The 21,604-nt window shown below is 41.6% G+C and carries 19 protein-coding genes; 6 read left to right on the forward strand and 13 right to left on the reverse strand.

Features of this window, described 5'->3' with window-relative positions; all coding sequences use genetic code 11:
- Positions 1–16: 16 nt before the first annotated feature.
- Genes J2755_RS00530 through J2755_RS00545 form a run of 4 tightly spaced genes read right to left on the reverse strand, consistent with a single transcriptional unit; the run spans position 17 to position 5,419 of the window.
- On the reverse strand, positions 17–2,800 hold the full coding sequence (locus J2755_RS00530; RefSeq protein WP_209678018.1) for a PAS domain S-box protein: 2,784 nt from the start codon (positions 2,798–2,800) through the stop codon (positions 17–19).
- A gap of 58 nt (positions 2,801–2,858) precedes the next feature.
- Positions 2,859–3,686 (reverse strand): metal ABC transporter permease, encoded by an 828-nt coding sequence (locus J2755_RS00535; protein WP_209678020.1) that lies wholly within the window; start codon positions 3,684–3,686, stop codon positions 2,859–2,861.
- Between the two features lie 11 nt (positions 3,687–3,697).
- Positions 3,698–4,447 carry a metal ABC transporter ATP-binding protein gene (locus J2755_RS00540; RefSeq protein ID WP_209678022.1) on the reverse strand — a complete coding sequence of 250 codons (750 nt, stop codon included), beginning with the start codon at positions 4,445–4,447 and terminating at the stop codon, positions 3,698–3,700.
- A gap of 12 nt (positions 4,448–4,459) precedes the next feature.
- The gene (locus J2755_RS00545) at positions 4,460–5,419 is read right to left on the reverse strand and encodes a metal ABC transporter solute-binding protein, Zn/Mn family (RefSeq protein WP_209678023.1); all 960 of its coding nucleotides are present in this window, start codon (positions 5,417–5,419) and stop codon (positions 4,460–4,462) included.
- A gap of 272 nt (positions 5,420–5,691) precedes the next feature.
- Here J2755_RS00545 and J2755_RS00550 point away from each other — a divergent pair, with 272 nt between their 5' ends.
- Positions 5,692–6,849, forward strand: a complete 1,158-nt coding sequence (locus J2755_RS00550; protein WP_209678024.1) for an LL-diaminopimelate aminotransferase — start codon at positions 5,692–5,694, stop codon at positions 6,847–6,849.
- Between the two features lie 39 nt (positions 6,850–6,888).
- On the opposite strand, the gene aroC is transcribed toward J2755_RS00550, so the two are convergent.
- The 5 genes from aroC to J2755_RS00575 form a co-directional block, all read right to left on the reverse strand.
- Complete coding sequence (gene aroC, locus J2755_RS00555; protein WP_209678026.1) at positions 6,889–7,986, reverse strand: chorismate synthase; 1,098 nt, start codon at positions 7,984–7,986, stop codon at positions 6,889–6,891.
- Between the two features lie 48 nt (positions 7,987–8,034).
- Positions 8,035–8,898 (reverse strand): cation diffusion facilitator family transporter, encoded by an 864-nt coding sequence (locus J2755_RS00560; protein WP_209678027.1) that lies wholly within the window; start codon positions 8,896–8,898, stop codon positions 8,035–8,037.
- Positions 8,899–9,240: 342 nt separating this feature from the next.
- A complete protein-coding gene (locus J2755_RS00565; protein ID WP_209678029.1) occupies positions 9,241–9,666 on the reverse strand; it encodes a sensor histidine kinase in 426 nt (141 codons plus the stop codon).
- Positions 9,667–9,717: 51 nt separating this feature from the next.
- Positions 9,718–10,599 (reverse strand): GAF domain-containing protein, encoded by an 882-nt coding sequence (locus J2755_RS00570; RefSeq protein WP_209678044.1) that lies wholly within the window; start codon positions 10,597–10,599, stop codon positions 9,718–9,720.
- Between the two features lie 63 nt (positions 10,600–10,662).
- The gene (locus tag J2755_RS00575; RefSeq protein WP_209678047.1) at positions 10,663–11,913 is read right to left on the reverse strand and encodes a PAS domain-containing protein; all 1,251 of its coding nucleotides are present in this window, start codon (positions 11,911–11,913) and stop codon (positions 10,663–10,665) included.
- A 312-nt stretch (positions 11,914–12,225) separates the two neighbouring features.
- Between J2755_RS00575 and J2755_RS00580 the strand changes: the two genes are divergently transcribed.
- Complete coding sequence (locus J2755_RS00580; RefSeq protein WP_209678050.1) at positions 12,226–13,002, forward strand: ATP-binding protein; 777 nt, start codon at positions 12,226–12,228, stop codon at positions 13,000–13,002.
- 10 nt (positions 13,003–13,012) lie between these two features.
- On the opposite strand, the gene J2755_RS00585 is transcribed toward J2755_RS00580, so the two are convergent.
- Positions 13,013–13,582, reverse strand: a complete 570-nt coding sequence (locus J2755_RS00585; protein ID WP_209678053.1) for a YbhB/YbcL family Raf kinase inhibitor-like protein — start codon at positions 13,580–13,582, stop codon at positions 13,013–13,015.
- A 103-nt stretch (positions 13,583–13,685) separates the two neighbouring features.
- Between J2755_RS00585 and J2755_RS00590 the strand changes: the two genes are divergently transcribed.
- Entirely contained in the window at positions 13,686–14,360 is a 675-nt protein-coding gene (locus J2755_RS00590) for a 4Fe-4S binding protein (RefSeq protein ID WP_209678056.1), read from the forward strand.
- Position 14,361: 1 nt separating this feature from the next.
- On the opposite strand, the gene J2755_RS00595 is transcribed toward J2755_RS00590, so the two are convergent.
- The gene (locus J2755_RS00595; protein ID WP_209678059.1) at positions 14,362–15,687 is read right to left on the reverse strand and encodes a tripartite tricarboxylate transporter permease; all 1,326 of its coding nucleotides are present in this window, start codon (positions 15,685–15,687) and stop codon (positions 14,362–14,364) included.
- A gap of 139 nt (positions 15,688–15,826) precedes the next feature.
- On the opposite strand from J2755_RS00595, the gene J2755_RS00600 reads away from it, so the two are divergent.
- Positions 15,827–16,720 carry a TIGR00269 family protein gene (locus J2755_RS00600; RefSeq protein WP_245312577.1) on the forward strand — a complete coding sequence of 298 codons (894 nt, stop codon included), beginning with the start codon at positions 15,827–15,829 and terminating at the stop codon, positions 16,718–16,720.
- Position 16,721: 1 nt separating this feature from the next.
- Here the strand turns inward: J2755_RS00600 and J2755_RS00605 are convergent, their stop codons facing one another.
- Complete coding sequence (locus J2755_RS00605) at positions 16,722–17,627, reverse strand: DUF7847 domain-containing protein (RefSeq protein WP_209678065.1); 906 nt, start codon at positions 17,625–17,627, stop codon at positions 16,722–16,724.
- A 115-nt stretch (positions 17,628–17,742) separates the two neighbouring features.
- On the opposite strand from J2755_RS00605, the gene J2755_RS00610 reads away from it, so the two are divergent.
- Entirely contained in the window at positions 17,743–18,195 is a 453-nt protein-coding gene (locus J2755_RS00610) for a hypothetical protein (RefSeq protein ID WP_209678068.1), read from the forward strand.
- Positions 18,196–18,728: 533 nt separating this feature from the next.
- Here J2755_RS00610 and J2755_RS00615 read toward each other — a convergent pair.
- Complete coding sequence (locus tag J2755_RS00615; RefSeq protein ID WP_209678071.1) at positions 18,729–20,747, reverse strand: sodium-translocating pyrophosphatase; 2,019 nt, start codon at positions 20,745–20,747, stop codon at positions 18,729–18,731.
- A gap of 293 nt (positions 20,748–21,040) precedes the next feature.
- Between J2755_RS00615 and J2755_RS00620 the strand changes: the two genes are divergently transcribed.
- Positions 21,041–21,484 (forward strand): hypothetical protein, encoded by a 444-nt coding sequence (locus J2755_RS00620; protein WP_209678074.1) that lies wholly within the window; start codon positions 21,041–21,043, stop codon positions 21,482–21,484.
- Positions 21,485–21,604: the final 120 nt, after the last annotated feature.

Raw genomic sequence — 21,604 nt, forward strand, 5'->3', positions numbered from 1 at the left:
TGCCACTTCTCTGGATTTATTCGGTATCAGAAACAGGTAAACTTATGTGGACTTCAGTACCCTTTCCTTCTCCTTCACTCTCAATCCAGATTGTCCCATGATGGGCTTCAGCAATTGTTTTTGAAATGTAAAGGCCAAGACCTGTGCCACCATATTTACGCTTGCGGGATGAATCAATCTGATAAAACCTCTGGAACAGGCTTCCAATCATCTCTTTCGGAATTCCAATACCGCTGTCCTTTACAATTATGTGAATTCCTTCATCTTCTGCAAGGCCGCTGACAGTTACATTTCCTTCTTCCGGAGTAAACTTGATAGCATTATCCACGATATTTGTAATCATATCAGTCAGTTTATCCCTGTCACCGTTGATCAAAGGCATTTCTTTGTCAAGTTTTAGTTCAAGATTTACCTTTTTTTGACTTGCCTGTATTTTCAAATCTTCCTGAATATGCGCAAGAATTTCCTCGATTTGCAATGGCTCGAAGAAGTATTCCACCGTTCCGGCCTGTATTCTGCTTAAGTAGAGTAAGCTTTCAACAAGCCTTTTCAAACGTTCAGAATTGCGCGCTACGGTATTCTGGGCTTTGAGCTGTTCCTCGTTAAGTTCGCCAAGTGTTCCGTCAGAAAGCAGCTGGGTGTATCCTTTTATTGAAGTGAGGGGTGTTTTGAGCTCGTGGCTGACATTTGAAAGGAATTCGTCTTTCATCTTGTCCAGTGATTTAAGTTCTTCGTTAGCTTCAGCTAGCTCTTCAGCATATCGTTTTAGCTCTTCTTCTGCCCTTTTCCTTTCTGTGATATCACGGGCTACAACAAGGATGCTGGGCTTGTCATCGTATTCGATAATACGAGCGCTAATTTCCACAGGAATGGCTGTTCCATCCTTGTTTTCATATGTGGCTTCAAAAATTGCATTTCCTTTTTCTTTCAGGTAATTTATGCGCTCAGGAATTTCTTCCATGGACAAACGGGTGTTCAGATCCATGGTATTCATGGAAAGCATTTCTTCACGTGAATAACCCAGTTTTTCATAAGCTGCACGATTTACTTCAAGCAGGTCTCCATCAAAATCGTGCAGGAAAATTGCATCATTTGTGCTTGAAAAAATAGTCCTGAATTTATCTTCCGATTTTTTGATCTTTTCTTCAGATTTGCGGCGTTGTATTAGTCTCCACATTCCCTGCATAAGAAGTGTTAACTGTCTTGCATCAGAGTTGTCGTAGTTCTCCATTTTGTTTGCAACTCCTGCAAGTGCAACAACTTTGTCCTCTTCAAAAATAGGTACGTCCATGTGTCTTACAATTTCAACATGACCTTTGGAATATCCGCTCTTGAGGGGATTTGGATCATTGTAATTGTTATTGATAAACAGTTTTCTCTTGCGAACCGCTTCGCCCCAGAGTCCGGTCTTACGGATCTTGTATTCTAGTTTTTTATCTTTCACTTTGCAGCGATTCATGGCATTGTCCGTCCACGAGACAATCCTCATGATCATTTCTTCTTCATCTACAAATGCGATATATCCCATGTTGCTACTGGTAAGCCGAACACCTTCCTCGCGGGCAAAATCGATTATTTCCTGCAAGGATGCTTCTGACATCTGGTTTAATTTAACCAGTGTTTCCAGACGTGATTCATCAAGTCGAAGAGCCTCCTCAGCTTTCATGCGCTCACTGATATCTTCAACAATTCCGACTCCTCCCAGAAGGGTTCCGTCTTCAGCAATATTTGGACTAAAATCGGCTTTAATGGGTGTTACCTTCTCACTGAAAGTAGAGCAATATTTTCCTTCATAATGCCCCTGCTCCTTTCTGAAAACTGCCTTTACGGCATCAGCCATTTTCTCATCCTGCAAATCAGTTAGCATGTTGAATCCCAGGATTTTATCTTTTGGAGTCCCGAGAATTGTGACAATGTTATCGTTGGAATGAGTAACTACTCCATCGGAGTCAAAGTTGAAAATTCCCAGTGGCGAATTTTCAAAAATAAGATGGTAATTCTTTTCGGATTCAAGCATTGCATCTTCTGCCATCTTGCGAGGGGTTATGTCAATCAGTATGCCCTGGAAATAAGATGGGTTCCCCATTTCATCCCTTCCGAGATATGATCTCTCAGTGACCCACCGTGTATTCCCGTCTTTGGTTAATACGCGGTATTCTTTTGAAAAATAAGCTCTGCCCCCGATTTCAAGTTCAGTGACATCCGATTTAACTCCTTCAAGATCCTCTGGATGGATCCAGGTTCCGAAATTCATTTTTCCGGAAATGAAATCATCGATTGAATACCCAAACTGGGATACATTTTCAGAAATGAATTCCAGTGGCCAGTTCTCCTCAGCTGTACAAAGGAATGCAACTACGGGGCTATTCCTGTAAATCTGCTGAAGTGTTTCCTTTGACTGTAGCTTATCACGAAGTGTTTTCTGGCTGATTTTGCGTTCCACAACTTTTTCAACGGTACAAACCATTCCATCATATTTCCCATTCTTATCCAGCAAGGGGATGAGGTGGCCGTTCTGGAAACTGAAGGCTCCGTCTTTCGTAATTATTGGTAGTGACTTGTAGGATGTGGGTTCCAGTGTTTCCTGAAGTTTCCGGAAAAGCTCCCGGAAATGGGCTTCATCTCCCACACTTTGTTGGGTGGGGGACAGGAAAGTTTTCAACTCTTTCCCGAGAACTTCGCCTTCCTTCAAACCGGTTATTTTTTCCATCCCGGGATTAAAATAAACAAATTTTTTATCCTTATCAACTGCCCAAACTCCCATGGATACGCTATCAAGGATCTTCTTGCTTAAATCCATAAAATCCTGCCACTCCTGATTAACACAAAACTATGTAAAAAGTATCTGCCTGCTGGCATTAAATAGTTTGTTGTTTTTTGGAAGCAGTTATTATTTTCCTGAGTGGTATGTGGAGCAGGTACCCCGCAGCCATTACAAGAATAATAGTGGAACCAGAAGGCACGTCAAGAATATAAGACAGGAATAAACCCAGTATTGTGAAAACTGCTCCAAAGCAAATGGATAGTTTCATCATTCCAATCAGGTTTCCTGAAAAACTGCGGCTTATTGATGCCGGAATTGTTAAGAGTGCGATGACAAGGATTAGTCCTACAATGCGAATCATTACAACAATTGTCAGTGCAATAAGGCAAAGTAGCAAAAGGTTTAGTTTTTCTACGGGAAGGTCTGATACTTCGGCAAATTCTTCGTCAAAACTGATTGCCAGGAATTCCTTATAAAAAAGGTACGCAAAAATTATTATTATCACGTCAAGGACTGCCATCAGGTAAAGATCCATCAAAGGCACTGTCAGGATATTCCCGAAAAGGTAGGTCATGAGATCTGGTGCATAGCCGGGTGTAAGTCCTACAAACATGACACCGATTGCCATCCCTACAGCCCAGAGTATCCCGATTGCCGTATCCTCTGCAATTTTTGTCCTTCGATTGACAAGTCCCATTACAACAGCAGTTAAGACACTGAAAGGCAGGACACTCAAGATAGGATTAATTCCAAGGAAGTATCCGAGCCCGATTCCTCCAAAGGACGCGTGGGCAATACCGCCGCTTATGAATACGATTCTCTTGACTACGACATAAACCCCGATTATTCCGCATGCAATGCTGGCAAGTAGTCCTGCAATTATTGCAGTCTGCATGAATTGGTATTGCAAGATTTCCAGCATGCTATTAAACCTCAATGTTCCTTCAGTACCCTGTGGGGCATTCCGTGTGCAATCAAATCTACGGGGCAATGGTATGCATGTTTCAGATCGGATTCTGAAATTTCCTTTGAGTCATGGAAGAAAAGTGTCTGGTTTAAGCATGCAATTTTATCAACATAAGTGGAGACTGCGCTTAAATCGTGGGAAACCATAATGATTGTAATTTTGGATTTGAGCTCGGCAAGTATCTCATAGAACTCTTTTTGCATCAATGCGTCAATTCCTGCTACGGGCTCATCCAGCAAAAGGATTTCAGGTTCGCTCGCCAGGGCTCGTGCAATAAATACCCTTTGCCGCTGTCCCCCTGAAAGTTCAGAAATCTGCCGATCTTTGAATTCAAGCATTTTAACTTTCCGGAGCGCATTATTTACAGCTTCAATATCTTCTCTGGTATACTTTTTGAGCATCCGGTTTTTCCCCAGTCTTCCCATAAGTACAACTTCCCTTACATCTACAGGGAAGTCAGGACGATATGCACTGTGTTGTGGAACATAGCCAAGATATTCTCTTGCTTTTGCAGGCACTTTTCCAAAAATCCGCACATCTCCGCTATCCGGTTTTATCAGGCCCAGCAGGACTTTGAGCAGTGTGCTTTTTCCTCCGCCGTTGGGGCCTATAATCCCGAGGAAATCTCCTTTGTCTACTTTCAGGTTCACCTCTTTTAAGGCAGGAATTCTCCCATAGTAAACAGATAAATTGCGGACTTCAACTGCTTCTTCCACTTGCTTTTTCCCTCACTCAATAGCTGTAGCAAAGACTGTTGTTACATTATCCAGATTCTCTATATAGTCCTTTGCAAGAGGGTCTATCTGAATAACCTGGCCATCGATTTCCTCTGCAATTGCTTCCGCACTCTGTGTGCTGAATTGTGACTGGACAAAAATAACCTTAATCTCATGTTCCCTGGCAGAATCAACTATCTTGCTTAGCTCTTTTGCGCTTGGTTCTTTGCCTTCAGTCTCGATGGTAAGCATATTAATTCCATATTCATCGGCAAAGTATCCCCAGGAAGGATGGAATGCCATTATGTAAGCTCCTTCTTTACCTTCAAGTGAGTCTCTTATGCGACTGTCAAGTTCCTCAAGTTCTGCAAGGTAGCTTTCCTTGTTTTCAGTGTAATACGTTTCATTTTCAGGATCAATTTCAACAAGGGCTTCATGGATGTTTTTGACCATTATTTGAGCATTCAGGGGATTTGTCCAGATGTGTGGATCAGTCCCCTCGTGACTGTGCATTTCTTCTTCATCTGCATGCTGGATGCTTTCCCGTTGCTCTTCGTCATGCTCTTCCATTTCCCTGAGCTCAATCCCTTCGGAACAGTCTACAATAATCATATCTTTGTTGATATCTTGCAACTTTTCAAGCCACACTTCCTCGAAAGGTAAATTTGATCCAACAATCGCATACATTCTGGCATCGGATATTTCCTGAAGCTGTCCCGGGGTAGGTTCATGTGTTGCAGGGCTTGCTCCGGGCGGGATCATAAGAACGGTTTTAACCCGGTCGCCACCTATTTTTTCCACAAACTCCTGCTGTGGAAGAATGCTTACTGCTACAATGATTTTTCCGTCAGAATCTTCCATGCTTTGGGTGGATTCGTTCTTTCCATTGTCAGAAATACAACCACAAGTTGCAATTAGTATGATTAATAGTATTGTCAGGGTAATTTTCTTTGAGAAATTATGGCTTAGCATTAGGAATCCTCGATTTTGGGTATGTGCCAAATATTCATGTTTGAATTGATCTTTTTGTTATCAGTAATAATGAATTATTGGCTTTGTTGTTAGTATTTTTATTTATGCTATGTTTAACCTGTATTGATATAAAAGTTGCTTATTTTTGGCATATATCAAAAATAACAATTTGCTTAATTGAATCAGATTGCAACTTTCAGGTCATCCATGATTTTTAAATAGCTGTGTTGCAATTAAGGAAGCAATCAAGAATCTTCTAACTAGGTGATTTAATGTACGCAGATAGGATCAATGCACTACCCCCATATTTGTTCGCAACGATAGATGAAGCCAAGGCCAACATGATTGCAAAAGGTGTTGATGTTATCGATCTGGGTGTAGGAGACCCGGATATGCCTACACCATCCCATATCGTGGATTCCATGTGTGAAGCTGTCAAAGATCCAGCTACGCACCGCTATCCTTCATACACAGGTATGATGGAATTCAGGGAAGCAGCAACCCAGTGGTGCAAGGACACTAAAGGTGTGGACCTTGATCCGGCAACTGAAGCTCTCACAATGATCGGCTCCAAGGAAGGAGTTGCACACATTCCTCTTGCTTTTGTAAATCCGGGAGATATTGCATTGATTCCTGATCCTGCATATCCGGTTTACAAAATCGGGACACAGTTTGCAGGCGGAGTTCCGCACATCATGCCTCTTCTCGCAGAGAATGACTTCCTTCCTGATCTGGATGCCATCCCAGCCGATGTCCTCGCAAAATCCAAATTAATGTTCCTCAATTATCCAAATAATCCAACATCAGCAACGGCAACCAGTAAATTCTTCGAAGAGGTTGTTGACTTTGCACGCGAGAACAATATTGTTGTTGTCCATGACAATGCATACTCTGAAATGGTTTATGATGACTACAAGGCTCCAAGCTTTTTAGCAGTTGACGGTGCAATGGATGTTGGTATTGAGCTCTATTCTCTTTCCAAGACCTACAATATGACCGGCTGGAGGATTGCCTTTGCAGTTGGTAACCGTGAAATGATAAGGGGTTTTGGGAAAGCTAAATCAAACATTGATTCAGGTGCATTCGACGCTGTCCAGAGGGCAGGAATTACCGCACTTAGCAGCTCCCAGCAGTGTGTTGATGACATGAACAAGATTTATCAGGAAAGGCGTGATGCATTGCTTAAAGGTCTGGATGCTCTTGGAATCGATATGAAACCTCCAAAGGCAACTTTCTACATGTGGGCACCTGTTCCTGAGAAATATAATTCGATGGACTTCTCAAAGCTGCTTCTGGAAGAGGCCGGCATTGTCGCAACACCGGGTGTCGGTTTTGGCGACTATGGTGAAGGATACATCAGGTTTGCGCTGACCCAGTCTGTTGAGCGCATCGAAGAAGCTGTGGAAAGAATGGAAAAACTCGACGTATAATTAACACATATGGCAGGTTTTCCTGCCATCACTCTCTTTTTATTCTGTTATTTTGTCCGGGTGAATGTGCCCGCTTCTGATCATATGATCAACTATCACAAGAGCCATCATAGCTTCAGCAACCGGAACCATTCTTGGAGGAATAGTCGGGTCATGCCTGCCGGTTATGGTAAACTCTTCTTCCTTCATCTTTTCCATGTCAACGGTTTTTTGTGGCAGGGAAATTGATGGTGTTGGTTTTACAGCACAGCGACAGATAATCGGCATTCCACTGGAAATGCCTCCGAGTATTCCGCCTGCATGATTGGTACAGGCTACAATTTTGTCGTCTTCAATACAGAATGGATCGTTCATCTGGCTTCCCTTCATGTGGGCAGCTTCAAATCCGACACCAATCTCGACACCCTTGACAGCCCCGATTCCCATCATGGCTTTTGCGATGTCAGCATCGAGTTTATCAAAAACAGGTTCACCGAGTCCTGCAGGAACTCCGAATACAACAGTTTCAACAATTCCTCCAACACTGTCGCCTTTGACTCTTTCTTCCTTGACCATCTCAAGCATTTCTTTTGCAGCTTTCGGATCTGCGCAGCGGACAGGATTCTTTTCGATGTTTTCTTTCATTGCCAGAATGTCCGGGACATTAGCTTTGATGCTACCGAGTTCCGTAACGTGGGAGATTATTTCAATTCCTTTTTTCTGAAGCAGTTTCTTTGCAATTGCTCCGGCAGCGACTCTCCCAATTGTTTCACGTGCGGATGAACGTCCTCCGCCGCGGAAATCCCGGAAACCGTATTTTTCCTCATAGGTAAAATCAGCATGGCCGGGCCTGGGGAAATTACGTATTTTCTCATAGGCGCTGGAATCCGCATCCCGATTAAAAACAACTAAAGAAATAGGAGTTCCGGTTGTTTTTCCCTCAAAGATACCGGAAAGGATTTCCACGCTGTCACTTTCTGATCGTGGGGTTGTGACTGCACTCTGGCCGGGTTTGCGGCGATCCAGATCTTTCTGGATTTCTCCTGCTGAGATTTCAAGACCTGCAGGAGTGCCGTCCACAACGACACCTATAGCTTTGCCGTGTGATTCTCCCCATGTAGTTATTCGGAATGAGTGGCCAAAAGTGTTTGCTGCCATGATACTTATGTTACACACTCCGATATTTATGGATTTGCACAACACTTTTTACTTATGTTTGCCGGGCTCTATGTGTACCACCACATCATCCACACCTTCTATTTTTTCTTTAAGCCTGTCAGTTACCATGTGGGATATTCTGTGGGCTTCACTTACATGCAATTCCGGATTAACCCAGATATGGAGATCGATGTAGTAGTCACCAACAGTTCCCCGGGTTCTTATTTTGTGACAATCCAATACTCCGGGAACTTCTTTTGCAATATCACAGATGAAATCATTGTCAAGTGGTGCTTCATCACAAAGAACTCCAGTGCTGCTTCGAATAATATCGATAGCTGCTTTGCCTATTAGTGCAGCAATAATTAAGGCTATTAATGGATCAACAATTGGATATCCAAACTTTATTGCCAGAAGTCCTGCGATAACTGAAAGTGAAACATATATGTCGCTCCGGGTATGCATGGAATCGGCAATCAGCACTTCGCTTTTGAGTTCTTCACCCTTCCGTTTTTCATAAGTGGTTACTGCAAGATTGATGCCAATGGTTACAATCATTACGACAAAACTCAATGTCGTTATTTCAGGGGTAGTCATTGTGGCAAATCTTTCGACAGACTGTGAGATGATTTCAAACGCTACGAATACCAGAAGTACAGCAATAAATACAGAAGCAAGAGTTTCGTATTTCTGATGGCCGTAAGGATGGCTTTCGTCAGGGGGTCTTGAAGCAATTTGTATCCCAATGATTCCAACTATGTTTGAAATGCCATCAAAAAGGGAATGATAACCATCGGATTGCATACTGAGGGTATTGGTTATTGATCCATAGACGATTTTAGCGAAGGATACGGCTAAGTTCAGGACTAAAACGAGTATTAGTATTCTCCTGATTTTAGCATATCTTTCCATATTTTTCTGCCACCTTCACGTCTGAAATATGTGATGATGTCAGGTATATACCTTAAGGTTTATGCTGTGAAGGTTGTTGCAAGCGCATTCTTATCATTGGAGGTATGTATATTGAATTACATTTGTGGTGACCTTTCTCGTAGATTATGATTACAGGATACCTCTGTAACCTTAATCTCTCATTGAATATTGAAATTGGCATTATTGCCACAGCAGGTAATATATCGATTTTTTTGGGCTTAATCGAATGTGAAAGTATCTTTATCAGATATCTTCAATGAAAAATTGAACCGGATATTTCTACTAATCCGGCTTCAGAAAATAAACATTTTGTATTTATTGTTATATAGATTTTTGAGACGGAAGTGAAAAATAAAAAGAACTGCCTTTGCCTTCTTCACTTTCAACCCATATTTTTCCACCATGTGTTTCAACATAATATTTAGTAAGTGCAAGTCCCATTCCAATTCCCGAAAATCGCTTTGTTAAGAACTCCTCAAATTGATTGAAAGGTGAAAATAAATATGTCATTTTTTCTTTTGGAATTCCAATTCCGTTATCGGAAATTTTGACTGTTATTGCATCATCTTCACTTTCCAGATTTAAGGTAACCATTCCACCCTTTGGAGAAAATTTGATTGCGTTATCTAAGAGATGATATATAATTTGAACGAAGATTCTTTTATCCGCAAATATTTCATCGGCATTATTTTCAAGATTATTTTCAAGAATAATTTGAGATTTTTCTAGTTTGTTCTTAATCATCATTCTCAGATCATTAAAGGCTTCATTCACCCCAAAAAGTTCGGGTCTAATCTCCTATTCACCAAAGTTAATAGCAGAATACTCCAAAATGGTATTAATAATATTCAGGAGCGAGTAGCCACTATCAGATATCCTTTTGAGATAATTGATTTGGTTGTCAGTTAAATTTTCATTGGATGACATAGCATCGGAAAAGCCTATTATTGCATTGAGGGGAGTTTTGAGTTCGTGACTTATATTGTTTAGAAAATCGGATTTTACTTTAAGTGCACTTTCCTCTAGTAATTTTGCAGTCAATAAAGCATTTTCTGCCTGAATTCTTCCCAATGCATTGCCAATATAATCCGAGACTAAAGATAAAAGGTATATGTCTTCTTTCTCCCACTTTACAGCCTTTGTAATGTCATCAAGACCCACAAATCCGACAAGATCATTTTCTATATGCACAGGAAGTGCAATTAGTGATTTTATGTTTTGCATCTGTAAAATTTCTTTTTCAGCTGAAGCTTCTTTTGGTAGCGAATCAACATCCGTAATATGAATTGTTTCCAGATTTGCAAGTTTTTGCATCCACCATGGAAACATATCGGGTGGTAAATCCTTTAGATCCTCTTTTTGGGATTCCACTCCTTCGGCACACCATTCGTGGGTATTATCCATAATTTCGCCATTGTCCCTAAATAAGAAAAGATAAGACCGGCTTGCACCTGTTAAATCACCGAGTACATTCAAAACAGTTTCAAGATATTCATCTACATCGGCCCGTTTCAGAAAAACAGACTGGATACTGTTAATTGCTTTTTGTATCTGATACTTTGAATCAAGTTGACGCTTATAGTCTTCTTTATGGAGCGTCCTTCCAACTATGTGAGAAATTGTCTGAAAAGCATTAAAGTCCTTTTCATCCCACTTTTCTGTTTCAGTTGGATTTTTCAATCCAATAAAGCCGAAAAGTACTTTTTCTTTCTATATGGGAAGTACAACGAGTCTTCTCGTATTCTATATGCTCAGTATATCTTTTTCAACTGCAGCTTCTTCTGGGAGAGAGTCAGTATTTTCAATATAGATTATTTCATCTTCGGTGAGTTTTTTCATCAACCATGGGAAGCGGTGGGATGGTAATCCCCGGAGGCTTTCCTTTTGTGATTTAATTCCTTCATCACACCATTCATGGGTGTTATCCATAATTTTATTATCATCTCTGAAAGAGAATAAGTAAGTTTGACTTGCACCGGTCAGGTATCCAAGAGTCAAAAGGACATTGTCAATTGCTTCATCAATATCTTCAGGGTCGAAGCATATGGAGCTCACAATTCTAGTTGCTTCTTTTATTCTAATATTGTTCAAAAGGCGCTTTTCATATTGTTCTCTTTTCCTGATTTCAAGATTCAACTCATAATTGGATCTTTTCAGTTTATTCGTTCTTTCAAGAACCATATGTTCCAATCTATCTTGATGGTCGGCCTTTTTCATTTCCAATTCTTTTCTGGATGTTATGTCTTCATGTGTTCCGGTCATACGCAAAGGTACTCCAGGACTACTCCATTCAACAACTTTCCCTCGGTCATGAATCCATACCCAATTCCCGTTTTTATGTTTCATCCGAAGATCACAATCATAGAATTCTATATCTCCTTTAAAGTGGGATTCAAGCATTTCACGTGAATTATTAAGATCATCTGGATGTGTGAATTCCATCCATGTATGAATGCTAACTGGCTCTAGCTCTTCTAGTGAATAGCCAATTATTTCAGCCCATCGTTCGTTAAATTTTGTTTCTCCGGTTTTTATGTTCCAGTCCCACAATCCTACGTTTGTTCCATCGATAACAAGTTGAAGTCTTTCTGCTGTATCTTCTAATTCAGCTGCCATTTCCATTCTAAGCCTAATATCCCTAGATATTCCAAAAATAACTTCTTTTCCATCCCACCTACCTTTTGAAACTCTAGTTTCAACAGGTATCAACATTTCGTCTCTGGTTTGTAGTGGCAAGGTGCAATAGGATAGCGTTCCCTCTAGCATTTTTTCAATAGTATCAATGACTCTATCTACTTTGCTTTCGGGATGAAGATCAGTTACGTTCATCGTTACCAATTCTTCACTGGAATAACCCAGTTTCCTCTCAGCTGCATTATTCGTTAGAAGCACGCTGCCATTTTCATCAAGGACAAAAACCAAGTCATCGATCGTGTCGATAAAGCTTATAATATTTTCTTGAGACCATTTTTCAAGAATATTTACACCCACCATTACTCTGTTTAATATACTAAGTCTGCCACTTTCATTGGAATAGACAACACCTCTATTGCACAATGGGTTTTATCTCACACAACTAGGATATATTTTATGTATTTTATATATAAGAGTTGTTATTACCGAATGTTTTTTCTCTGGCATTTTAGTACAGGATACTATCAACGGCATTATGGGATGTTTTCTGATGCATGAATTCTTTCTTTAATTGCAGGTTATTCCGTGATTTCTTCATCTATAAAACCACATATTTCTTGAAAATGCCATATCTGGGTAACCTATATACAAACAAAAGGCTAAATTGAATTGATGATCAAAATCGCAATTACAGGAAAAGGCGGTGTGGGCAAAACTACTTTTTCCGGAGTTATGTCCCGGCTGCTCGCAAGGGATGGCTATGATGTACTTGCTATAGATGCGGATCCGGATATGAATCTTGCATCCTCTCTGGGGATCGCAGAACCTCCCAGACCACTTACCGACTACAAGGAACTCATCGAAGAGCGGGCAGGGGAACCCGGCGGGATGTTCAAATACAACCCTAAAGTTGATGATGTTGTTGACAAATTCGGTGTTATAGGTCCGGATGGAGTAAAAATGCTTGTGATGGGAACCGTAGAGAGGGGAGGCAGTGGATGTATGTGTCCGGCATCATCTTTCCTGCGTGCCCTGCTTCGTCATGTGGTTCTCAAGGATAGCAGTGCCGTAATCATGGATATGGAAGCAGGAATTGAGCATCTCGGGCGTGGCACCACAAAAGGCATCGATTTAATGATTGTAGTGGTAGAACCCGGAATGCGTTCCATTGAAACGGCTGAGCGCATCAAGAGGCTTGCAGGTGAGGTTGGGGTAAAACACCTTGCTGCCGTTATCAATAAGGGGACATCTTCCGACGTTAAGCCAAAACTGGTAGAGATGGGAATTCCTGTGCTTGGCGAAATTCCGTTTTCACCTGATCTCATGACTGCTGACTTTGAAGGAAAAGCACCACTGGATGCAGACGTGGAAAATATTGGTTCATTTATTGCAATAAAGGATTCAATGTTGGAAATGATCAAGGATTTCAGTGAAAATGAAACTGAGTGAATCCAAATTTTTAGCTTCTTGAATAAGTCCCCATTAAGTCTCCTTGAGCGATAATATGTCCCTGCATTTCCTGCTCAAGGACGTTTCTTTCCGAGCCAGATGGTATTTCCAGAGTGGTGTCCAGAGCATAAATCCTGAAGAAATACCTGTGCATGCCTGAAGGAGGGCATGGCCCCGAGTAATCGGTTATTTTGAAATCGTTTAGTCCCTGTACTCCAGGAATGCTGTCTTCACTGATCACTGCCCCTGGTTCTATATTCCAGACAATCCAGTGAGTGAATGTCCCCATTGGTGCATCCGGACCATCAACTATCAGAACGAGACTTTCAGTATTTCCGGGTAGATTTCCGATTATCAGTTCAGGGTTTATATTCTCTCCGTCACATGTGTGGCGTGGAGGTATTGCTTCTCCCTGTTCAAAAGCACTGCTAGAAACACTGATTGTGTTCACCTGTACTTGCGACTCTTCTGATTCGACGTTTGTATCCTGTATTTCTTCAGATTGTTCGCTTTCGGAGCATCCTGAAATTGCTACTAACAGGATAACAAGAGCTGCCATAAAAACTGTAAAATACTTCATTTTGCTCTCCCCATGGTATATTATTTGGAACTTGATGGATTATATACCAGATTGTCTTTCCAGTTATTGCGTGATGATTCCTAAAAAAGGATGGTTATCTTTCTTGGAACAAAGGAACAGTATCACTTCAAAACTGAAAATCTCAAAAAGACGTGAAACCTACAGGCTTATTTTCCAGCTAATCGGGCTTTCAATCTTCGTTTATTTCGGAAGGGAGTCAACGATATATGTCATTCTCCTGACCCTTCCCCTGGCAGTACTTATAGGTCCTGCTTATTGTGGATGGATGTGCCCGAGGGGGATGTTCCAGAACATTGCAGGCATTGTTGGAAGGAAGTTTCTTGGCAAGCGATATAACCGGTTGGTTTCCCGAAAGGTGCACGATAAGTTGAGATTCTTCAGGTATGTTCTCCTGCTTTTTGTATTGGCAACCGTGATTCTTTATGAGTTTGAAGTACTTGGTGTATCTGTAGAAGCGGCTATTGCTGACGGGCTTGTTGCAATAATGGTACTTTCGATTCTGCTTTCCTTTTTTGTTGACAGGGCAGCGTGCAGATATTTTTGCAAGGATGGGGCATTTGCATCTCTGGTAAATCTGGTTAAAATCAGGAAAATCAGGCGTGATAAATCCCTTTGCAATTCCTGCGGGATATGTGACAAGGTCTGCCCAATGTGGATTGAAGTTTCAACTAAGGGTGCTGTGGAGGATCATTCCTGCATAAGCTGCTTCAAGTGCATTTGTGCTTGTCCTCAGGATGCTCTTAGCATAGAAGAGTAAGTTACAGGAAATATAGTATCACCGGCAACAGGATTACTCCCATTGCATGTGCTCTTCTGACTTTCATAAATGGTGGTAACATGCCGATGGTAGTGGCAATCACAAAAAGAAGGAGGCCGTAAAAGCCTGTTAATACTGTTACTGTAACGCAAAGAAACGCAAGAACGCCTTTGCAAACCTTTGAATATTCAATTTTTTCCAGTACTCTGTGGATGTTATTTCCGATAGCTACCGTTGAGATGTAGGAAAAAAGTGACGCTGTCAGGAGTGCAATAATACACATAAGTATGAATGTGCTGTTAATTCCGGTGCCGGAGAGCAAACTATCTATTGCAACCATTGCTCCGCTTCTTGTTTTTTCAATTATTGCAAGTGCGAATAAACCGAAAATGGCATTGCTTGTATTTACACCTGAAACAGAGACAATAAACTCCTTCGCTTTTTCAAGCAGATCCTCGTCATTTTGCTCTTTTGAAAAGTTCTCCGGAATCATAAGTCTGGTCATAACAGTTGCAGTGGATGATGATACTCCGGGTAACCATGCTACAAGAGAACCTGCAAGGCTTCCTGTGAAAATTCCTCTGGCGATGTTTTTGGATGGAAGCTTCATCTGCGAGATGTTTTTGGTGGGAACATGTGCATCTGACATCATACTGATGATCAATTGTGAAGCTCCGAATAAGCCGCTCAAGAGCGGAAGCAATACGGTGGGCTCTCCGATATCGAGTATGGGTTTTGCAAGATACTCCGTTCTGAATGCAATATAACCAAGGCTCCCGCTTATCAGGAAAATTAAAAGCGCATAAAAAACGAAACGAAGCCGGGCCAGTGACCCCTGTCCGGGTACCGTTTCTCCCTTTTCCGTAATAATCAGGACAGTCGAGATCAGAATAAGTATTAACGCCATGTTTTCCTGTACCAACGAATAATTATTTGCAAAAAAGAAGATGAGGGGAAGTGCAAGAATCACAGAAAATACAACGGAGCCTGCACTCCCAAGGGCTGAAAGCCGTACGGCTTCCGCACCATAACCATCCAGAAGCAGGCGATGTCCCGGGAGTACAGCAAGTGCGACATCATCATTTGGTGCTCCAAGAAATATTGCAGGTATTATATCGTGGAACGTGTGTGAAATTGAGTTGGAAAGAATTGCCACGGCTACATATATCGGAGAGATTCCTAACTCGATGAAAATTGGTGATAGGGAAAGTAGGAGAAGTGCGAAGTTATTAGTGTGTATTCCCGGTATGAGGCCGGAGATCACTCCAAGTAGGTATCCGATAACAATGGAGGCAACAAGATATGTGATTGTTATATTTTCGTACATTATTAACAGAGAACTTTATTTTTTAGTTTTCAACAATTCATTTCAATAATAATTTATTTTATTTAAACTGAACCAAGGTTACTGCTTTATACCAGAACCCCAATGGAATGATTTAATGTCCCACCCTGCCAAAAAATGCATGAAATGCAATGCTGATGCCATTATTTTCCAGAAATATTCAGGAATGCACCTGTGTAAGAAGCATTTCATCGAGGATGTGGAGCGCAAGGTCAAGCTCACTATACGCAAGCATTTCAATATTGGGAAAAATGAGACACTGGCTGTTGCGCTAAGTGGCGGGAAAGACAGTTGTGTGGTTCTTTACATCATGCACAAGATTTTCAGCGAACGCAGGGATCTTAACATCGTGGCGATAAGTGTTGATGAAGGCATCAAAGGATACAGGGAACAGTCCCTTGAATATGCAAAGGAACTTGCTTCAAGTCTTGGGATAGAGCACATTATCCGTTCCTTTGATGATGAATATGACACTACCCTCGACGATCTCACAGCAAAGAATCGTGTTCTGGGAGCATGCAGCTATTGTGGTGTCCTGAGGAAATCAATTCTAAACAAGGTTGCGCTGGAAATTGGTGCGACAAGACTTATCACCGGTCACAATCTGGATGATGAAGCCCAAACAATTCTTATGAATCATCTTGCAGGGGATGTGGATCGCCTGGTGAGGCTTGATCCGCCACGTGAAATTGAAGGCATGGTTCTCAGGGCTAAACCCTTGCGCAAAATCCCTGAAAAAGAAGTTGCACTTTATGCTCTTGTGAATGACATACCGGTTGATTTTGAAATTTGCCCATATGCTCATGAAGCGCTTCGGGGGGAAGTTCGCGACATGCTCAATGGGTTTGAAACCAAACACCCCGGTACAAAATATTCTCTTCTCAGGGGTTTTGATAAAATGGTTAAGGTACTGGCTGCGGATTTTCCGCAGGCGAACATCAGCCAGTGCAGGGTCTGCGGACAGGCGTGTAATGCCGAAGTATGTCAGGCCTGTCGTTTACTTGGAAAAGGATGATTCAGACGTATTCGAGATACTCGTCAATATCGTAGATTTCTTTTCCTGTCCTTCGCATAAACATTCGTGTCCACCATATGGCTGTAAGCGGTTGAATTACTGCGAAGGAGATAACAAAGTCTGTAAAGGACCAGAGTGTTCCGAGAGCTTCAATTGTTCCCATCATCTGGCCAATCAGTGCAATCAGGATTGAAATGCTTATTATGAAAAGCCAGAGCAGAAATGTATCTAGTTTATTTTGCATAAATACACTGAAACCTTTTTCAAGGGCAGTGACCGGATCAAGATTTTCGACAACTACAGCGTATTCGGAGTAAGTGAAAACCAGTTCTACGACCATTATGTACAGAGTCCATAACAGCATTCCAAAAACAAGTATTAGTGCCCCTGAGGCTGCTTCTTCCGGGTTAAGGAAAAATCCTTCAAGATCTCCTACACTTAGTATCCCGGGAACGATAAAAATAATTCCTGTAAGCATTATCAGGAGAAGTATGAACTTGATAAGGAAAAGGTTTACAAAATTCTCCCTTCCGTATGTGAACATGTCTCCGATTGTAGAGGTTCCTTTTTCAGAAGCTTTTTTTGCCATTCCAATAGCTCCCGCTTCAAAGTAGGAGCCAATAATTGTTAGCAGAATTACAGCTATCAAAGCAATAAGTCCCATCAGCAGGAAATTGTCATAAAAGGAAGAGTTCAGGATTCCAATTACCATTTCGGGTTCTATAGCATCCGGGTTTTCAGGGAGTGAAGGCATTGCGGGGAGAATAAGTAAAGCAATAGCAATTACAAATGTACCAAAAATCACAAACATCCCGAGGAAAACATTCAGGAAAAAAGGGATGCAGATGTTTAGGTTATGAGTCCATGTCTGGAAGCCTTTTCTTAATGTCAGGCTTATACTTTCCATTTGAAAAATCTCTCCGATTGCACATCGTGATTGTTATATCCTTCTTTAGCCTAATGGGATACTTGCCTCTAATGCGTTCTTATGCTATAAAAATGTTGTAAAAGGTATGGTGAAAATGGATTCCGAGAAACATACTTTGCTGGTTGTATCACATTGTCTTCTGAATCCCTCCTCAAGACTTTCAGGAATAAAACATCCTTCCAGAATTGATGTTGGGAAGTCAAATATTATGCAACTTCCATGCCCTGAACTGATATTCTTTGGCTCAAACCGGAGAGAAATAACAAAGGATCAATTGCAGCATGCATCATACAGGCGTTTCTGTCATGACCTTTTTGAACCATTTGCCGATATGATCGAAGAGCTGTATAATAAGGGGTTGGAGATCAAAATCGTTGGTGTTGGGAAAAGTCCTTCCTGTGCTGTTGAATATACTACAGTTGGAGGTCCGGCAGGCAAGGTTTTGGAGTTCTCTCATCAGCATGTAAAGGGTAAAGGTGTTTTTTTTGAGGAAATTGAAAGAGAGCTTTTTGAAAGAGGTATTTCCTTTCACACATGTGAACATTAAAAAGGTCCGATCAATTTAGAAATACTTATATAGCATTGCAAAGTCCTACAGTTGTGCTGGTGGGTTAAACTCTAATTTTCTTCAAACCCCACTCCCCAAATACACCAAACCCCCCATTAAACCCACCAGCTTTCTTCTATACTTTTTTGTTAATCTTTAACATCAAGTTGTAGGGATATTCCATGCTTTTTTGGATAGTCTTTTTAGCTCTGACTTTTTATATGTAGGATAAGTTGTTCCCCATAGCGAGATGAAGTAGTTAAGTTCAAAAAATGATTCACCTATTTTTACTGAATAATCGGTCAAGAAAAGGATTATTCCCAAGCCCCACATTCCGGAAAAAATGCTCAGGCTTATTGGATTTGTAAGTCAATTATGATAGTGAAAACAAAGTCAGCCAGTTTTTCTTGAAATCACTTTCTTTTTTTAAAAACGTAGTCCAACCAATTTATAGCACTCTAGCTGGAGCTCAAGGCTATTAGCAGTCAAATATCAAAAAAGAAAAATGGAAAAAAGAAAGGTCATTTGACCTTTCAGAAAATACCTGCTCCGATGAACAGGGAAGCGAACAGGATGGCCACCATGTTAACTACCTTGATAAGGGAGTTAAGTGCCGGACCGGCTGTGTCCTTGAATGGGTCACCAACGGTGTCACCAACGACTGCTGCTTTGTGAGCATCAGAGCCTTTTCCACCGTGTTGTCCATCTTCAATAAGTTTCTTTGCGTTATCCCATGCTCCGCCACCGTTGTCCATTGTAAGGGCAAGCAGAAGACCGGATGCAATAATTCCGATAAGGAGTCCTCCGAGTGCAAGCGGGCCGAGTACAACTCCTACGATCAATGGGGTTGCGACTGCAAGGAATCCTGGAATTGCCATTTCACGAATAGCTGCTGCGGTGACAATGTCCACACATTTTCCATATTCCGGTTTTGCAGTTCCTTCCATGATTCCGGGAATTTCACGGAACTGGCGACGTACTTCATTTACAATTCCAAACGCAGCCTTTCCGACTGCTTTCATGGTTACTGCACTGAAGATGAATGGCAAAAGAGCACCGATAAACAGGCCTACGAGAACCACAGGGTTATCGAGGCTGAGTGCACCCATGTCAAGATCAACCTTGTGACGGTAGTCTGCGAAAAGTGCAAGTGCACCGAGTGCTGCAGAACCGATTGCATATCCTTTTGTAACAGCTTTTGTGGTGTTACCTACTGCGTCGAGAGCATCGGTTGTGTTACGGACTTCTTCTGGAAGACCTGCCATTTCAGCAATTCCGCCGGCATTGTCAGTGATTGGTCCGTAGGAGTCGAGTGTAACAATCATACCTGTTACTGAAAGCATTGCAGCTGCTGCAATTGCAATACCGTAAAGACCCATTGCTGGATCTGCGGCTCCACCGACAACAAAGAATGCTGCAAGGATACCGATTACAATAATTGCAAGAGGCAGGGCTGTACTTTCAAATCCGATTGCAAGACCTGAAATTACATTTGTTCCTGCGCCGGTTTCTGATGCTTTTGCAATGGTCTTAACCGGACGGTAGCTGGTTGAAGTGTAGTATTCTGTAAATACCACCATCAAGACCATAATTGCAATACCTATAAGGGATGCGTAATAAAGTGTGATGCTCATTCCCAGGAAAGTTGTTACAAAATAGAATGCACCGAGACAGAGAACTGCCGATACAACAACTCCTTTGTAAAGCGCTTTCATAATCTTGCCATCATCACCGACTTTCACGAAGAATATGGAGATGACTGATGCAAAGATGGCCACTGCACCGAGAATGAGTGGATAAAGAATAGCGTTTGGATAAGCTGTAAGAAGCTGGCTTCCCAGCAACATTGAAGCAAGGACGGTTACTACATAGGTTTCGAACAGGTCAGCACCCATTCCTGCACAGTCCCCGACATTGTCACCGACGTTGTCAGCAATGACGCCGGCATTACGTGGGTCGTCTTCAGGAATTCCTGCTTCTACTTTACCTACAAGGTCTGCTCCTACATCTGCAGCTTTGGTGAAAATACCGCCGCCAACCCTTGCGAAGAGACTGATAAGACTGGCACCGAAACCGAATCCTACTACCTGGTCAACGTCTCCGAAGAGGATGTAGAACACACTGGTTCCGAGGAGAGCTAATCCTACTACTGCAAAACCGGTAACTGCTCCTCCCTGCACAGCAACGCTCATTGCGTCCTGAAGGCTACGGGAAGCTGCGTTAGCAGTCCTTACATTTGCACGTACGGATACGTTCATACCGATGTAGCCTGCGAGTGCGGAACTTGCAGCACCTACAAGGAATCCGATAACTACCCTGCCGCTGTTTTCTGCGATCAGGAAGTATATCATGAAAGCCAGAATAACGGCTACGATTGCTACTGTTTTATATTGACGATTCAGAAATGCCATTGCCCCTTCTTGGATAGCCTTGGATATATCCTGCATCTTCTCATTTCCGGTTCCTTCCTTAAGAACACGGCTTGCGAAGAATGCGGAAAATACAAGACTTATGATACCTGCCAGGGGGGCCAGATATATTATATTCTCCATTACAAAACTCCTCTGGTCCTGTTATTTGGTTTAGTATTGTATTTGATCAAAGTTAATTGATTACTGGTAACGGGCAGGAATTGGGTGTATAATATAAATTATTTATACTCCTGCCGGAAGGCAGGTTGAAATAGTACACACCAGATATGAATGTATCGCTTGTAAAATTTTTACGTTGTGAGTGATCAATTCTGTTTTGGGTCCAATTGTCGTGTTCGTTCTGGGATAAAAAAATTGGTATTTATGGTAAAAAACCATATTGCTTATAAACAAGTACTATTTATAGTGACATAATGCGATTGGTTGCGCTCGTCTTTACATGTTTGCTTGTTGCATCATTTTTCCTCACTCCTGCGTTAGCTCAGGAAGAGGGTGAATATCTCCATATTAAGGAGATGTCCCTGCGCTTTGACGGTGATGATGCTACCGCAACTATCTATTTTGATCTGGATCTCTTTGGTGACTTCTACGTTTTTGCTTTTGGAAGCCGGCATCTTGAGCCTGAAATTGTAAAGGTTTTTTCAGATTTTGAAGAACTACAGGTTCAGGAAATCGGCAGGGAGAATGCTATTATTTCACTGAACAATGTCTCGTATAAATCCGATGAATTCTACCTGTTCAATGAAAAGGAACTGGGTCTTGTTGTTGAAGATCTTGTTGTTATTTATCCTTCGGGCCCTTCCAAAACCCTGTCAAATGTAAATACCATTCCGAATCTATTTTATGAAGATTCTTGATTTTTCACTTCGTCTTTCTGGCTAAGTAAGGTGTTTTCAATTTGTCATGTTTATTCCTTGACTATATATATCATCAGTTACTGTTTCTTTATGGGTGCTGAACAACTTTCGACATTTCCA

The sequence above is a fragment of the Methanohalophilus levihalophilus genome (genome assembly GCF_017874375.1).
Classification (GTDB): domain Archaea; phylum Halobacteriota; class Methanosarcinia; order Methanosarcinales; family Methanosarcinaceae; genus Methanohalophilus; species Methanohalophilus levihalophilus.

Coding starts and splice junctions, on each gene's coding strand:
- J2755_RS00530 (WP_209678018.1), bottom strand. CDS start 2,800: ATGGATTTAAGCAAGAAGATCCTTGATAGCGTATCCATGGGAGTTTGG.
- J2755_RS00535 (WP_209678020.1), bottom strand. CDS start 3,686: ATGCTGGAAATCTTGCAATACCAATTCATGCAGACTGCAATAATTGCA.
- J2755_RS00545 (WP_209678023.1), bottom strand. CDS start 5,419: ATGCTAAGCCATAATTTCTCAAAGAAAATTACCCTGACAATACTATTA.
- J2755_RS00550 (WP_209678024.1), top strand. CDS start 5,692: ATGTACGCAGATAGGATCAATGCACTACCCCCATATTTGTTCGCAACG.
- aroC (WP_209678026.1), bottom strand. CDS start 7,986: ATGGCAGCAAACACTTTTGGCCACTCATTCCGAATAACTACATGGGGA.
- J2755_RS00560 (WP_209678027.1), bottom strand. CDS start 8,898: ATGGAAAGATATGCTAAAATCAGGAGAATACTAATACTCGTTTTAGTC.
- J2755_RS00565 (WP_209678029.1), bottom strand. CDS start 9,666: ATGATGATTAAGAACAAACTAGAAAAATCTCAAATTATTCTTGAAAAT.
- J2755_RS00575 (WP_209678047.1), bottom strand. CDS start 11,913: ATGGTGGGTGTAAATATTCTTGAAAAATGGTCTCAAGAAAATATTATA.
- J2755_RS00580 (WP_209678050.1), top strand. CDS start 12,226: ATGATCAAAATCGCAATTACAGGAAAAGGCGGTGTGGGCAAAACTACT.
- J2755_RS00585 (WP_209678053.1), bottom strand. CDS start 13,582: ATGAAGTATTTTACAGTTTTTATGGCAGCTCTTGTTATCCTGTTAGTA.
- J2755_RS00595 (WP_209678059.1), bottom strand. CDS start 15,687: ATGTACGAAAATATAACAATCACATATCTTGTTGCCTCCATTGTTATC.
- J2755_RS00600 (WP_245312577.1), top strand. CDS start 15,827: ATGAAATGCAATGCTGATGCCATTATTTTCCAGAAATATTCAGGAATG.
- J2755_RS00605 (WP_209678065.1), bottom strand. CDS start 17,627: ATGGAAAGTATAAGCCTGACATTAAGAAAAGGCTTCCAGACATGGACT.
- J2755_RS00610 (WP_209678068.1), top strand. CDS start 17,743: ATGGATTCCGAGAAACATACTTTGCTGGTTGTATCACATTGTCTTCTG.
- J2755_RS00615 (WP_209678071.1), bottom strand. CDS start 20,747: ATGGAGAATATAATATATCTGGCCCCCCTGGCAGGTATCATAAGTCTT.
- J2755_RS00620 (WP_209678074.1), top strand. CDS start 21,041: ATGCGATTGGTTGCGCTCGTCTTTACATGTTTGCTTGTTGCATCATTT.